At 39.8% G+C, this 14,400-nt stretch carries 11 protein-coding genes; 7 read left to right on the top strand and 4 right to left on the bottom strand.

Going from position 1 to position 14,400, the window contains the following annotated elements:
• Positions 1-13: 13 nt before the first annotated feature.
• Together AB1H92_RS13465 and AB1H92_RS13460 are read left to right on the top strand one after the other, a co-directional pair.
• Complete coding sequence (locus AB1H92_RS13465; protein WP_115363077.1) at positions 14-790, top strand: YqhG family protein; 777 nt, start codon at positions 14-16, stop codon at positions 788-790.
• A gap of 268 nt (positions 791-1,058) precedes the next feature.
• Positions 1,059-2,801 carry a sulfate adenylyltransferase gene (locus AB1H92_RS13460; RefSeq protein WP_115363075.1) on the top strand — a complete coding sequence of 581 codons (1,743 nt, stop codon included), beginning with the start codon at positions 1,059-1,061 and terminating at the stop codon, positions 2,799-2,801.
• Between the two features lie 80 nt (positions 2,802-2,881).
• Here AB1H92_RS13460 and pstA read toward each other — a convergent pair whose 3' ends face one another.
• The 4 genes from pstA to pstB all read right to left on the bottom strand — a co-directional run bounded on the left by pstA (position 2,882) and on the right by pstB (position 6,729).
• Complete coding sequence (gene pstA, locus AB1H92_RS13455; protein WP_115364163.1) at positions 2,882-3,742, bottom strand: phosphate ABC transporter permease PstA; 861 nt, start codon at positions 3,740-3,742, stop codon at positions 2,882-2,884.
• 26 nt (positions 3,743-3,768) lie between these two features.
• Positions 3,769-4,725: a phosphate ABC transporter permease subunit PstC gene (pstC, locus tag AB1H92_RS13450; protein ID WP_115363073.1), complete on the bottom strand. Its 957-nt coding sequence runs from the start codon at positions 4,723-4,725 to the stop codon at positions 3,769-3,771.
• Positions 4,726-4,800: 75 nt separating this feature from the next.
• On the bottom strand, positions 4,801-5,760 hold the full coding sequence (locus AB1H92_RS13445) for a PstS family phosphate ABC transporter substrate-binding protein (RefSeq protein ID WP_115363071.1): 960 nt from the start codon (positions 5,758-5,760) through the stop codon (positions 4,801-4,803).
• 195 nt (positions 5,761-5,955) lie between these two features.
• A complete protein-coding gene (pstB, locus tag AB1H92_RS13440; protein ID WP_243835858.1) occupies positions 5,956-6,729 on the bottom strand; it encodes a phosphate ABC transporter ATP-binding protein PstB in 774 nt (257 codons plus the stop codon).
• Between the two features lie 1,173 nt (positions 6,730-7,902).
• Here pstB and AB1H92_RS13435 point away from each other — a divergent pair.
• The 5 genes from AB1H92_RS13435 (at position 7,903) to AB1H92_RS13415 (ending at position 14,356) form a co-directional block, all read left to right on the top strand.
• The gene (locus AB1H92_RS13435; protein ID WP_115363065.1) at positions 7,903-8,163 is read left to right on the top strand and encodes a hypothetical protein; all 261 of its coding nucleotides are present in this window, start codon (positions 7,903-7,905) and stop codon (positions 8,161-8,163) included.
• Between the two features lie 68 nt (positions 8,164-8,231).
• A complete protein-coding gene (locus AB1H92_RS13430; protein WP_166739455.1) occupies positions 8,232-9,113 on the top strand; it encodes a DUF2399 domain-containing protein in 882 nt (293 codons plus the stop codon).
• Positions 9,098-10,480, top strand: coding sequence for a hypothetical protein (locus tag AB1H92_RS13425; protein ID WP_166739588.1), 1,383 nt, complete (start codon positions 9,098-9,100; stop codon positions 10,478-10,480). The genes AB1H92_RS13430 and AB1H92_RS13425 overlap by 16 nt, the downstream gene beginning before the upstream one ends.
• Positions 10,443-11,129, top strand: a complete 687-nt coding sequence (locus tag AB1H92_RS13420; protein WP_115363059.1) for a hypothetical protein — start codon at positions 10,443-10,445, stop codon at positions 11,127-11,129. The genes AB1H92_RS13425 and AB1H92_RS13420 overlap by 38 nt, the downstream gene beginning before the upstream one ends.
• A complete protein-coding gene (locus AB1H92_RS13415; protein ID WP_115363057.1) occupies positions 11,126-14,356 on the top strand; it encodes a chromosome segregation protein SMC in 3,231 nt (1,076 codons plus the stop codon). Before AB1H92_RS13420 ends, AB1H92_RS13415 begins: the two co-directional genes overlap by 4 nt.
• The last annotated feature ends 44 nt before the right edge of the window (positions 14,357-14,400 follow it).

Below are 14,400 nucleotides of genomic sequence, written 5' to 3'. Positions count from 1 at the left end.
AAGGAGGATATCAATGTATCCCCATCAGATTCACGATTATTTACGACATTTTTTTACAGAGACTGGTTGTCCCATATTGACAGAAAACGACCATTATATGATTGTTCAATTGACGGTTGATATGGATAAAAAGATTATGAATCGTCCATTTTACTGGCATTATATAGAGAGTACAGGCGGTGAACCGCAGCCGGCTCAGTTGACATTAATTACAGATAAAAATAAAATTGCAGATAATATTTTTGGAGAAGTTGTTCATTTTGGTTCTCCCAGACTTAGTCAATTATTTCAAACGACGAAAGAGATGGGGGCGTTTGTACAGTTGTATGAGGAGGGCTTCGGTAACCGTGAAGCGATATTAACGCCATGGTTAGGGGTAAATTATAAAGTATCGTATTGCTACAACCGAACGAAAGAAATGCTGTATTCGTTAGGGATTAATTTAATGACTGGACAACGAATTGAAGATTTTCATGAGGTATTACGTGATAAGGAGTTAAGGAATCGTCCACCAGAAAATACATTTACATTGCCGTACACGATAAAACCGTTACGTGCGTTAGACAGGTTAAATGATGTCGTCGAAAGATTTATACAGCAAGATGATCATTCCTGGGCAGAAGAAGCGAAAAAAAGATGGGTAAGGGAACAAAGAGTGTTGGACCATTTTTATGAAGGGGTAGAGGTGAAACCTGACAGTTATGAAGTAGAAAAAGAAGCACTTGAACAGCAGTACGAGCCGAAAATAAAAATAGATATTATTAATGGTGGGTTGTTTTATTTAAGGTGATGGGTTGGTTTATGATGATAAAAGACTGTTTAGCGTTAGCCAGTGAAAACTGGTAGCTAAACAGTCTTTTATCGGTGAAAAATAAATGAATTTATTATATAGAAAACATTTTGAATATTTGGTCTGGTTGTAGTAATATATATATTACTATTCGAAGTAATGGCTAGAGACCATTTTTTTGAATGATGAAAGCAGTAGCTCCATATCGTTTGATTTGTTTTTGGTGTTGTTAAAAAAGGGACGTCGAACATCGACAAGGGGGAAAATGATGACACAACAAACTACAATTCAAGAGAAGATGAACTTTAAGAATTATCCGCAACAGCCGCATGGAGGAAAATTGGTTGATAAAATAGTAAAGGGTAAAGAACTTGAAGCGGAATTGCTCAGGGCGGAGCAGTTGCCTAAAATTATGATTGATATGGAAGCAGTTATTACAGTTGAGATGATTGCAACAGGGGTTTTATCGCCGAATGAAGGATTTATGAATGAAGTCGATTATAAGTCCGTGCTCATGAAAGGGCGATTGGACAATGGGCTCGTATGGCCGGTTCCACTAAGCTTTGCACCTATTGGCAAGCGTAATGAAAAGATTGTTAAAACATTGTCTGTAGGGGATGAAGTATCACTTGTGGATGAACAGGGGCAAGCCATTGCCATTCTGAAATTGGATGATATTTTTGATTATGATAAAGAATTTCGTGCCTCACATTTATTTGGCACGACGGATAGAAACCATCCGGGCGTGGATGCAATTTATAGGCGTATGGGGGATACGGCACTTGGGGGACCGATAAAGTTATTACGTCGTGTCGATTGGGGACCATTCGAAAAGCTTCGATTGGAACCGAAAGATACGTGGCGCGAATTTTATGAAGAGAAAAAGTTTCGTTCGGCAGCGGGTTTTATTACTGGGGCAAATCCGCTACACCGCGGGCATGAGTATATTCATAAAAATGCGTTAGAAGAGATAGATGGTTTATTGTTACAACCATTAGTAGAAATGGCAAAGCGTGAGTATACACGTCATGAATTTCGTATGCTTTCCTATAGAAGTGTGCTAGAGACGTATTATCCACAGGGAAGGTCGATACTAGCGCCTTTAAGGGTGACTTATATTTTTGCAGGACCTCGAGAAACGGTTTTACATGCATTAATTATGAAAAACTATGGATGCACGCATGCACTTATCGGGCGAGACCACGCGGGAATTGGCGAGTATTATGACAAGTATGCGAGTCATACTATTTTTGATGAGTTTGATCCAGCAGAATTAGGGATAGACGTTCGATTGTTCCATGAAGTGTTTTATTGTACACGTTGTGATGCATCGGCCACGGAGCAGTCTTGTCCCCATGACAATCAGTATCGGATTAATATTTCTGGGACAGGTATTCGTGAAATGCTTCGTCACGGCATTATGCCACCAAAGGAAATTGTCCGTCCTGAGTCGGCACGCATCGCGATGCAAGGCGTCCAACCTAAAGGACTAGATGAGGAAGGCAATTCCGTATCGCCAGTCGGTAAAACAATCAAAAGTATGTTCCCTTTCTATTTGGAAAGAACGAGCCTTGGGGGGCGAAAACGTCCAGTTCCTCTCACAGTTGAAGAGTTGACGAACATTGATTTAGAGACGGTCAACTTAGACGTGCGAGCAAATGCGGATCGTATCTATCAAGAGATTTTTGAAGAGTTTAGTAGAGTCGGGGATGTGAATCGAGGGTTGCAGCCGGAATGGATCTCATCTGCGCGGGAATCTTTACACAAACAACAGCAAATGGTCATTCAAGACTTAGAAGAAAAAGTGGCACAAGCGCCAGAGATTGCGTCAGATGAATTCATGTATCAAGATAAAGAAGAAGCGAAACGTGAACTTGAAGTCGCTAAAAAGATTTTGGAAGATATCCCTGCAGCGCTTGATGATCATCATCTAGCATACCGAACGTGGAATGTCCTGCCGTATAAGCGTTACTGTGGTAGCGACGAGCCGACAGATGAAGATAGGAAATAATATAAAAAACTCAGCCATTTTTAAAAGCGGCTGAGTTTTTTAGCAGGCCTGGTTGAACTGAATGGTTAGGTGTAATTCCATCAAAATTGTTTTTGGAATTTATTTCTAATGATAATCGCAGTAGAATTCAAGACGAGCAGGCAAAGTAACAAGACAATAATCGTTGCCGCCGCTAAGTTTGCGTATTCTGCCGTCAGAGATGAATCTAGCGTCCAATAGTAAATCTGCATTGGAAGTACGGTAAACTTATCAAAAATACTTCCAGGGAAAGGAATTAATAAAGCTGGAATCCCAATGACGACGAGTGGCGCGGTTTCGCCAATCGCTCGTGAAAGCGATAAGATTGCACCAGTCAATATGCTAGGCAATGCAACAGGCAGGATGACGCTCTTTATCGTTTGCCATTTCGTTGCACCCATTCCATAAGAAGCTTCACTTAAGGGACTAGGCACAGCACGTAGCGCCTCTTGACTTGCGACGATCACAATTGGAAGAATTAACAATGACATGGTTAATCCGCCTGCTAAAGCAATATTACCAAGGTTCATTGCACGAGCAAAAACCGTTAATCCTAAAATTCCGTACACAATTGAAGGGACACCTGCCAAGTTTGATATATTTGTTTCAATAAAAGATTGTACTCTTCCTTTTTTGGCGTACAGTTCCAAATAGATTGCTGTTCCGACACCTAAAAACATTGTGACTGGGGTGACGACGAGCATGAGCCAAAATGTACCTAAAATGGCTCCCATAATTCCTGCTCGTTCAGGTTGAGTCGATAATTTACCTGTGAGAAAATCAAAATTCAACCAACCAATTCCATCAACGACGACGCGATAGATGAGTACAGAAAGGACAAGAAGCCCAAAAAGTGTTGCAAGAAGGAAAATATACTTTGAAAGATTGTCTAGTACTAAACGAAATTTTGTTCTTCTGACCATTTTATCTTGAATTTGTTGATTCACAGTTAATATTCCTCCCTAAATTTACGAGAAATCCTTCTAGCTAACAGATTCATAAGCAGTGTGAAAACAAAGAGTGTCATCGCAACTGCATAAAGACTGTAGTAAATTGTTGATCCTGTCGCTGCATCGCCACCCGTTACTTCCACAATATAAGCCGTCATTGTTTGCATAGACTGCGTAATATCAAACGTGAAGTTTTTTGTACTTCCACTGGCGATTGTTACAATCATCGTTTCACCGATTGCACGTGAGATGCCAAGGACAAAGGAAGCGATAATGCCTGATAAAGCCGCGGGAATCACAACTTTTCTCGTTACTTCTAATTTCGTTGCACCTAATCCTAAAGCACCTTCACGCATTGCGTTATGCACAGAACTCATCGCATCTTCAGAGAGGGAAGCAATCATTGGAATAATCATGACACCCATCACAATCCCAGGGCTTAAAATATTTGTCGCTTCGAGCCCTGGAATAAATTGACGTAGTAACGGTGTAACAAAAGTAAATGCGAAGAACCCATAAACGATTGTAGGAATTCCCGCAAGAAGTTCTAATAACGGCTTGAAAATTTTCCTTACTTTATCTGAAGCGTATTGACTTAAATAAATGGCAGACATCAATCCAATTGGGGCCGCGACCAACATGGCAATGACTGAAGAAGTCAGCGTCCCCATAATGAGGGGAAGAACACCGAACTCTGGTGTTTGACTCAATGGCTTCAATACGGTTCCTGTGAAAAAATCTGTCATTGGTACACGCTTGAAAAATTCGATTGTTTCGGATAATAACGTGTAAATAATCCCGATTGTTGTAAGAATGGATATGCTCGCTATTAGAAAAAGAAAGGTTGGAATGGATTTCTCAAACATTTCTTTGAAATTACGTTGTTGACGTTTTTGTTCAATTAATTCTCGAATACTTTTCTCGCTGTTTTCGGTAATATCATGATTGATGTGCATATTGTAGTGCACTCCTTCTATAAGGTTTAAAGAAGATGAAGGCTTGATGACCTCATCTTCTCTATTTTGTACCAATTATTTTGTTAAACCATTTAAGAACTCTATATTTTCTTCAACCTCAGCTTCAGGAATGGGTGCAAAACCTGTTTCACCAGCAAAATTGTTAACGTTGTTCATTAAGTAAACCGCATAGTCCAGTACTTGTGGTTTATCAGCTGCATGATTGACATTTAAATATGTGAAAACTGGGCGAGTAAAATCTGCGTAATCACCGTCTTCTGCGATTGTGTCAAGTGATGGTTCAACCGGTCCGTTACCAAAGTCAACATGGACAGCTTGTAATTTATCTGTGTTGTTTACATAGTAACCAAATCCAAAGAAGGCAATTCCGTTTTTATCTTCAGCAACTAAGTTGACAAGTGTTGAATAATCTTGTTGTAAGTTTACTGTATCTGCTAAGTCTTGTTTTTCTAACACATTTTCGTAGAAGAATTCATAAGTTCCGTGGTTTTCATTCGGTCCCATTGGCTTAATATCTTCATCGGGCCATTCAGGATTAATATCCGACCATTTCTTTACGCCGCCATCCGCTTTGAAAATAGCAATAAGTTGTTCAGGCGTTAATTCTTTTGCCCAATCATTTTCTTTGTTAATGACAAAAGTTAATCCGTCCAGTGCCACTTTTAGTTCTTTAACTTCGATTCCAAGTGCATCAGCTTCTGCAGCTTCTTCGTCTTTAATTTGACGAGATGCATCATTAAAGTCTGTTCCGTTTTCTACTAGGAATTTTTTGAATCCTGCGCTTGTACCAGCACGGCTTACTTCAACTGAAACATTTTCTTGTTCGTTTATCATATATTCTTCAGCAATTTTGGCCATTAAAGGATAAACTGTTCCTGATCCATCAATGACGACGCTGCCTTCTAACTCTGTTGCGTTACTGTTTTCGCTCTGGTTTTTTTCTGTTCCGCATGCTGCGACAATCATCGTGATTGCAGCAATGACTAGCAATAAGAGATACTTTCTGAACTTCATTTCAATTGTCCTCCCCAAATTACTCTATTATTAGAAAGAAGTGTTTTAACCTCTATCTAATTGCTAGTATAGTGACTGATTGTTAAGCGAGTATATGAATAGTGTAAATAAATTGTAAAAGAACCAAATAAAGTAAATAAAATCCCATGATTAAATGAGCTTGTGCAGATGCTCATTTAATCATGGGAGTAGTCATTAGCCGAAACGGCCATTAATATAGTCTTCTGTCAGTTTGTCCGAAGGGTTGTTAAAGATTTTGGATGTTGCATCACATTCGATAACGTCGCCGTTTAAGAAAAATGCTGTTCGGTCAGATATTCTCGCGGCTTGTTGCATGTTATGCGTGACAATGGCAATCGTGACATCATTTTTAATGGAATCAATTAATTCTTCCACTTTAAGTGTTGACACTGGATCAAGTGCTGAGGTCGGTTCATCCATCAAGATGACTTCAGGGTCTACTGCTAGGCAACGTGCGATACAAAGTCGTTGTTGTTGACCGCCAGATAAGCCATATGCACTCGTATGAAGTCGGTCTTTTACTTCATCCCAAAGGGCCGCTTTTTCTAAACTTTCTTGAACAATTTTTTCGAGCATCGCTTTATTACGGATGCCGTGAATTTTGGGCCCAAATGCGACATTTTCAAAAATTGATTTTGGGAATGGATTTGGTTTTTGGAATACCATGCCGACTTTCGAACGAAGTAGTTCAACTGGCATCGATTTATCCAAAATGTTTTCTCCTTTAAATGAAAGGTTACCTGAAATGTGCACGTTAGGCACCATTTCAACCATTCGATTCAGTGTCTTTAAGTAAGTTGATTTACCGCATCCAGAAGGTCCAATGATTGCAGTGACTTCTTTTTCATTGATCGAAAGATCTATATTTTTTAACGCATGCGTTGTTCCATACCAAAGATTAAGGCCGTGTGTCTCATATACGGGTTTACGCCAGCTTTTATTTTCCATAACACCAAATTGTCTATCTTCTTTTCGGTCAATTAATAATGTCATAAAAATCCTCCGCTCGTTTTTTGTAACATACCTTTATTGTAGAGCTAGATTGTTGAGGAAGTATAAAGGTACTGTAAAGGTTTTGTAAAGGTGCCTAGGATTCCAGGATTGAACATTCGTGAATGCTTGGGGGGAAAAAGAAAAGCCATAATACAATTAATCTCCGTTCCAATCGGACGCTTTCCGCGGGCACGGCCTCAGCCAATCGCACAACGAAGAGTGCGATTTGTATAATTTTTTGTTCTTTAAAAAATTATACAGAGTATTATATCCGTGCTCTAAAACGCTTCGCTTTTTGGTCGCAAAAGCCGTTCTTCGTAACGGCTTTCGCTTCGCTCAGTCTAGGGTCTTCGGCCAGGGAAAAGTGAACTACCTTTTCCCCAGCTGTTCCCGCTGGAGTCGCCGATTTCCACTCCGATTAATTGGTACCCACATGGAATAGTTTTGAATTCGATGTATAAAAAATAGGCTGTCTACTTGTATAGTGAAGTTTGCACACAAACACTACAGGAGAGAAACCACATGACTAAATATGACATGAATTTACCTATATGGTTAGAGATTGAAACAGGTTTTTTTAGAGCGCTTCAACAAACTTATTCAGACGCGTTCACCCAGCTTTTAACGGAGCTAGATTGACCTGCTCTTAATTCAAGGACAAAGGAGACCTGTTCTTTTCATTAAAGTCGACAGATTTTAGACAACTTGAAAGCCTGTTTATCAAGAATTAAAAGGACACCAGGGATATTGAGTTAACGAAGTATTTATAAACAAGATTCGTGTGTTAGATGCGTTTATAAAAATTATATCTAAGGAATTTCTGTTGATTGGAGTGTAGAGCGGCGACTCCAGTGGGATTTAGCGGGACAGGTGAGACCCCGCAGGAGCGAAGCGACGAGGAGGCTCACCTCCCGCCCCACGGAACGCGTCCGCTCGAAACGGAAATCAACATAGTTTATTTGACATTATTAAAAATGGAATACCTAACTATTCAAGAAGAGAAAGCCTCTGCTTAAAATAGTACCCACAAAAACATGGCTCAATCTGAAATGCTTGGGTGACTGTTACCTGAAGCATATATCCTTTATAATGAAAGAAAGAGAGTAGAAAAGAACTGGGGTGATTGTCATGCTAACGACGAAAGCGTTTTTAGAAATGTACATATGTAAAGCAGGAGAGTCCGTCGTACAAATCAGTGATGATGAGTGGGAAATTCAAAAGTGGACAGTACGTACTTTTAAAACGTTGGGCAATGTTTTCGCTGCTAATGCGTATGAGATCACACCAAATGATGAAGTGACTATAATGAACTTGAAACCGAACTCGCGTCGGGAATCACTATCTTTATCTGAAAGTAAGAAGGAAGAAGCGCTTGAGAAGGCTGGTTAATTCAAGAAGTACGGTTTAAGAAAGATGGAAGAACACCACTGTCTACACAGTACCGTATGGGTCCCGGATTGTTTATCTATCAAAAATTAAAAGCAGAAGAACAATTGAGAGCGGATGACAGCTTGAAGGAAATGTTGCAAGCGGAAATTAGAAAGTCAGAAAAAGATTTACCAATGCATTTTGTCCAACAGCTTAAGCAGTTTACGACTGAAAAGAGCGATAGTGAATCGTGGGGGAAAGAGAGAGTTCGGAAGTTCACTCACTTCTTAATGGCTTATTTGCGACTGAGAAGACGACAAGAACGTATGGAATACAAGGAAATTGGCGCAACGTATTATCAAAAAATCGGCGGATCTAAAGAGTTCGATCGTTATCGTGATGTTTTTATTCATCGATTAGAAAAATGGCTTGGGGCGCCCATACAGACGTTAGGGATTATCAGTGTTGGGTCAATTGTTCCTATTTATTTCACAGGTCCTGTATTGGGGAATTATTCAAAGTATCGTATTGGAACTTTGCATGCGACAACAGATATTGCGGTTGCCGAGGAAGATTTTCGCACGGACGCGCGCATTTTATGGTTGGTTGAAAACCGTGCGGTGTTAACTCGAATGGCAATGGAGGTTCCATTTTTAGAAGATACTCAGTCTATCATTATAGGTGTAGATGGCCAGATTAAAGGAGCACACCGAAAAATGATTCAGCAACTTTGCGGTAACGGATCCATTCAAAAGGTACTGATTTGGGTTGATTATGATAAGGCCGGAGATGTGATTGCTAGAGACTTGGTCAATTTAATTGGCAAGCTTCCTTTTAGAATTATCGGAAATGAGGGAAATCTTTTTGCGACCTATGAAGCGTTTGTTGATTGGTCACAGACAGTGCCGCATGCAGAACAGGAAATGACGTTAGGGGGAGAGGAACATTGGAGGAAATGGATAAGTCTGTAGTTTCCATATTTAAAACTGCCCAGCATCAGCCCGAGTTGACGAGGGCAATGCGTGACATTATTTCTTTAGCCGGCGTTATGAAGGATCTCTCATCAGAAGCAGTATTCGATTCGCCACTGGAAATGCTCCGTTTTCTACGAATTATTGAGTTGATTCATGAAGAATCATTTGGGTTGACCGAACAAATTGATGATGCTGAAATGCTTTATTATCGTTATGTAGCGCGTTATGAAGACGTAGAACCGCCAACGAAAGAGCGTATAACGCAAATTGTAAAAATCTTAGTGAAAAATAATTGGGTAAGTAAGCAAACGCATCAAATTAAAATGATGAGTGTCGGAAAGCGGATGATGGATGCATTAACAAGACTGGCAAATGATTCCCTCGCTTATTATTTGGAAGATGAAATCGGGCGCTCATTATTTCAGGCGAGACGAGATGCTGAAATTAGTGAAGCGTATGATGATAAAGGGATTTCTGGTGGAAATCGAATTGCGAGTATGATTCGGAATGTAAAAGACGCAATAGAAAAGTTAAGAGAGCGGGAACTAGAATTGCTGGCAGACCGGAATGCATTTCCACAGCTAGAGTTAATTCATACGTTAATGGAAGATTTAGCAGAGAAATTAGATGAGCGGCTAAAGCAATTTGAAACGATTGAAGATAGTCTTGTTTTAAGTAATTTAATGCAAATTGGAACAGGCGCGCTAAATGAAGGGACAAGCCTTTCGATTGGGATGATTAATAAATACCTCCAATTTATGAACGTGCAGCAAACGCCACTTCAAACAGCCATTTCACCGGAAAAGGTACGTTTATTTATTACGAAAATGTTTAATCCGCCTCCAGAATCAGAAATCCCTAACGCCCACCAGTTATTCAGTTTTATGGACCAAGGACAATATGACGGAGAACAATTGGATGGCATTTGGATCCCCGTAAAATATGCGAGTCCGTTATCGTATACAGAAATTGAAAAAGGGATTGATTTTCTAGAAAACTATGAGCCAGCCGTTGCGGATATTGAAGAGGTGATTCAACCAACATTCTACCAGGAAAATATCGAGGCGGATTCGTTAGAAAATCTTATGGATGAAGCAAGTTGGTTGTTAACGAAAGCGAGCATTGACACAGAAAAGATTGAACGATATTTAGAGCAAAAACAGGAAGCGGATATAGAAGAAACAATTATTGAAACGAGTTCGGTGTCATGGAGCGATGCCATTCGCCAATTATTAGGCGTCGCAGCGCTTGAAGCGAATAAAAAAGTCCAAGTACAGCCGAAGCAACATGTAAAAGAATTTGATAAAGAATGGGAGTGGATTCAAGATGACGACAGAAAATCAAGCATACGAAGAAGAACATGATGACTTGTCCTTAAATCGTTTACAAACGTTACGAAGTGTCCTCACGACACGAGAAGAACAAGCATTTATGTCGATTTTATTTTCCTCCAGTGCGACCATTCGAGCGAATAATTTTGGATTGCCTCGTAAAGAAGTGGAAAAATTACTAGGCGTTTCCCGTGAAGATAATTATTTTCATTCTTTCCTCTCGCGAGTCAATCAAGCGGTCGGTAGGTATTATCGACTCATTTATGACGAAGGGCGTGACCAAGTCGTTGTCATGCTGCGTGTTCCTGCTCGTTCTGCCCGCCATACGTTATCTTCAGAAGCACTCGCTGTCTTATTGTTTATGTTTTATCAGCAAGAGGTGTTAAAACATGAATACACATTATTAACTCAATTACTGGAAGCGTTCGGGCATGAAGTCATGAAAGGCAGTCGACGTATTCAACTCGCAATCGATACATTAAGGAAAATCGGTGCCCTTGAAAATCAACAGTTATCGGATAAAGAAGATGCGTATCGATTAACAGCAATCGGTGTTCACATGTTTTCTGATTCGTTTTTGCGCAGAATGGTGGAGTTTAGCCATTCCAATCAATTATCAAAGGAAGACGTGATGAAGTTTTTTAATCGGTACAATTTGTATGAGCGGGAGGGGTTAATTTGATCCCTAAACGCTTACGGATTTCAGGCATTCGAGACTACGGGCCAACAGAGATGAATTTAGGAAATGCAGATGAGCATATTTTAATTACCGGTCCGAATGGTGCTGGAAAATCTACTATTTCATTTTGTATGGGCGCTGTATTACGCTCAAGTAAGGTCGATATTGAAGGATTGAAATCTCAAAATCTACCGGAAGATGAAACTTGGCGGGCAACCATTCACTTTTTATATAAAAATGAAGGTGCATCCCGTATCGATGCGCCACTTTATATTGAATTTCGATTAATTTGTGAACAACTCCCGAAGCAACCGATAAAATTACAATATGAAATTTACGATGGCGATGAAGTAGAGGAACTGGCATTGCGCCAAACGTATCGTTCAGGAGATGCGAATAAAAATAACTTCACCGCGTACCGGAGAGAACTACAGTATAAATATAAAATCCATCCAGATTTGTATTATTTAATCTGGTATCAGCAAGAAGTCAATCAGTTCTCGGTCATGGCTCCAGAAGAGCGATTTCGCATTTTTAGTGAAATGCACCGGATTGACAGCATTCAAAAAGATTGGGAAACAAGTTTAGAAGTCGTTAAAGACGCGAGAGAAGCTTTTAACGATGCGACAATTAAACAAAAAGGGTATGAATTTGAACTGAATGTAGCAAGGGACCATAAAGAACGTTTTGAAGATAATAAACGTCGGCTTGAAGAAAATGGCTATCAGTATGCATTGACGACGAATGAATTGAAGCGAAACGCAGAAAAGGCACGTTTAGAAATGGAAAGATATATTGAGGAACGTCGCATTGAATTAGAGGATCTGGCCGAAAAGGAAAAACTGATTGTTAATCAGTTGGAAGCAGCGAAAGAAAAGCAAGTGGTTTTATTGCAGAACCAAAAAACGTCTGAAGAAGAACTTGTTACAGTGGCAAACGACTTAACTAAGAAAGATTATAAGTTAGCTGAAGTTGTTTTGGAAGTAGATGCACTACAGGAAGTATTAAGTGAACTACAAGAGGCGTATGTCAAATTGCCATTTTCTGAACAGGAAACAAAGCAAAGATGGGAAACCGCGACAAAACAAGTCGTCATTTTACAAGAAAATGAGCAAACAATCCGAGACCGTATTCAGCGTTGTGAAGAAGAAATGGAAACTACTCGACAGGAGCAATCGAATATCCAAGCGGACATCGACCAATGGGAAAAGCAAAGTGAAGGCGCTATCGAACTTCTTGGACGATATACTTCCAGTTATCAGTTAAATAACCGCATTGCGGAATTGGAAGCTTCCTTACAAACCGATAGAGCACTACGAGACGAGTTAAGAGGACGCCTTCAGAAATACAAGGAAGAATTCATGATGTTGCAGCGAAATCAAATCGAATCACCTAGACAGCACGCAGCGATACGCTATTTGAAACGACAAGGTATTCAAGCGTACACATTACGTCATTTTGTAAAATTGATGGACAATCAGTCGATAGAGAAAGAGCGTTTATATGATGCAATAAAACATTCAATATTTTACGATGCATCTACTTGCCAGCCTTTCAATGATTTATACCACGTCTCACTTAAGAAATTAATTCCTACACGTTCGATTACATCGTTGCCGCAATATGGGCTAACGATGCAAGAGGGGTTGTCTACCAATGAGCAAAATGATGCAGCCCGTGTTCTTTGGTGGATTGAGCAATTTTTTTCAGAAGAAGCACCTTTTCTACAAAATGGTTTGTTAATTGATTCGCGTGGGAGTCGCGGACCAGAGGAAAGAGATACGTATATTTTAAGTGAAAAAGCTTTAGATGAAAGAAGAAGTGTACTTGAGCGTAAGATAGAAGAAATTACGAAGGAAATCGATGTACTGACTGAAAAAATCGACGAGGATAATGAAAAATATCGCTTATGGAATGCAGACGTTCATAAAGTGGAGGAAGCTGAAGCATTATTATCCAAAAGAGTGGAGCAACAATATCGTCTTGAGCAACGAGAGAAATTAACGGAGCATTTAACGTTGCTGCAGCACAGTAAAAGGGAGTTCGAGAAAGAAGCGCAAGACGTTTGGAAACAAGCGTATGAAGAGAGAGAAGAAATAAAAGCTCGTGAAGCAGACTTATCGGTTTATGAACAATTCGGGCAACAAGCGGACAAAATTGACCGTTTGCAACGCTTAGAACAGGAAAGTAAAACGATAAGGCAGGAAATCTCTTCGTTAAAGCGGACCGAGAATTCAATTCAAGATCAATTGGATGACATCCATGGAAAATCACGAGAAAATCAGCGGGATATCGAAAGTTTGGGGGATAAATTGGACCAAGCAGAAAGAGTCAAAGGTCAGATTACTGAACAAATTAACGAAAAAGAAAACGAGCGGATTGCAATATCGAACATAGGAATGGGTTATAAAACGGAATTAGACGAGTTACGTTTATTAATTCCTGATTTGGTCGATCGCGCAATCGCTGATGAGGAGAGCACTGACTCTAAATTCGACTTACAACATCGACAAAACCAAGCAAAGGTTGAATTTCATAATGCGCTAAATGAAAAGAATATCGATCCGAATGCGGTTGAAAACTATTTCACGTTGGAAGCGGAAGTTGCGCGTAAACAAGATGAATTACAATCCGCCAAAAACTTATTAGAAGAAAATGAAGAACGCGCCGTGCTAAATGAACAACGTTTGGAAACGGCAATTGCGATGCAAGTTCAAAGGTTAAACTTGCTGTTTGGGGAATATATGGGCATGTTCCAGTTTGAAGGACAAATAAAATATGAAAAGCTGATGGACAAGCAAGGACGTCCGATATTTAAATTGTTTATCCACGTAAGAAAAGAAGGACATCGTGGAAAGCTAGTAGATGTAAGTTTGAAAGCTCGGGGAGGCCGAGTTGGAAAAGGTGTTTCAGGCGGAGAAGAATCCTTAAGCTCGTTGTTATTTGCGTTATCGCTCCTGCAAAACCTTGAAAATCAAGCAGGTTTTATCGTACTAGATGAGTTTGACAGTGCATTAGACGATACGCGTAAAGCGAAAGTATTTGAGCTATATGAAGAGAAATTAGCGCGGAAGTTGATCATTCTATCACCTAAAGCACATGAAAATGAATATTATGAGCAGTTTCGAAAAGCTTTTATTGTCTCACACGATCCAGCACAATTGAAGAGTGTAATCAGAGGGTTAGAGATGAAGAAGGTAGGATTGAAGACCAAAGTCAAAGTCGATTGAACAATCGATACAGATATGTTCGACTTGATTGTAAATATATGGAT

The sequence above is a fragment of the Sporosarcina pasteurii genome, assembly GCF_041295575.1.
Classification (GTDB): Bacteria; Bacillota; Bacilli; order Bacillales_A; family Planococcaceae; genus Sporosarcina; species Sporosarcina pasteurii.
Note: the sequence above shows the minus strand (reverse complement) of the source record. Positions and strands in the feature narration are given on the sequence as shown.

Excerpts from the sequence above, each read along its gene's own strand:
- AB1H92_RS13420 (WP_115363059.1), top strand. The coding sequence starts at position 10,443 with ATGACGACAGAAAATCAAGCATACGAAGAAGAACATGATGACTTGTCC.
- AB1H92_RS13460 (WP_115363075.1), top strand. The coding sequence starts at position 1,059 with ATGACACAACAAACTACAATTCAAGAGAAGATGAACTTTAAGAATTAT.
- pstA (WP_115364163.1), bottom strand. The coding sequence starts at position 3,742 with ATGGTCAGAAGAACAAAATTTCGTTTAGTACTAGACAATCTTTCAAAG.
- pstB (WP_243835858.1), bottom strand. The coding sequence starts at position 6,729 with ATGGAAAATAAAAGCTGGCGTAAACCCGTATATGAGACACACGGCCTT.
- AB1H92_RS13465 (WP_115363077.1), top strand. The coding sequence starts at position 14 with ATGTATCCCCATCAGATTCACGATTATTTACGACATTTTTTTACAGAG.
- AB1H92_RS13425 (WP_166739588.1), top strand. The coding sequence starts at position 9,098 with ATGGATAAGTCTGTAGTTTCCATATTTAAAACTGCCCAGCATCAGCCC.
- AB1H92_RS13445 (WP_115363071.1), bottom strand. The coding sequence starts at position 5,760 with ATGAAGTTCAGAAAGTATCTCTTATTGCTAGTCATTGCTGCAATCACG.
- AB1H92_RS13435 (WP_115363065.1), top strand. The coding sequence starts at position 7,903 with ATGCTAACGACGAAAGCGTTTTTAGAAATGTACATATGTAAAGCAGGA.
- pstC (WP_115363073.1), bottom strand. The coding sequence starts at position 4,725 with ATGCACATCAATCATGATATTACCGAAAACAGCGAGAAAAGTATTCGA.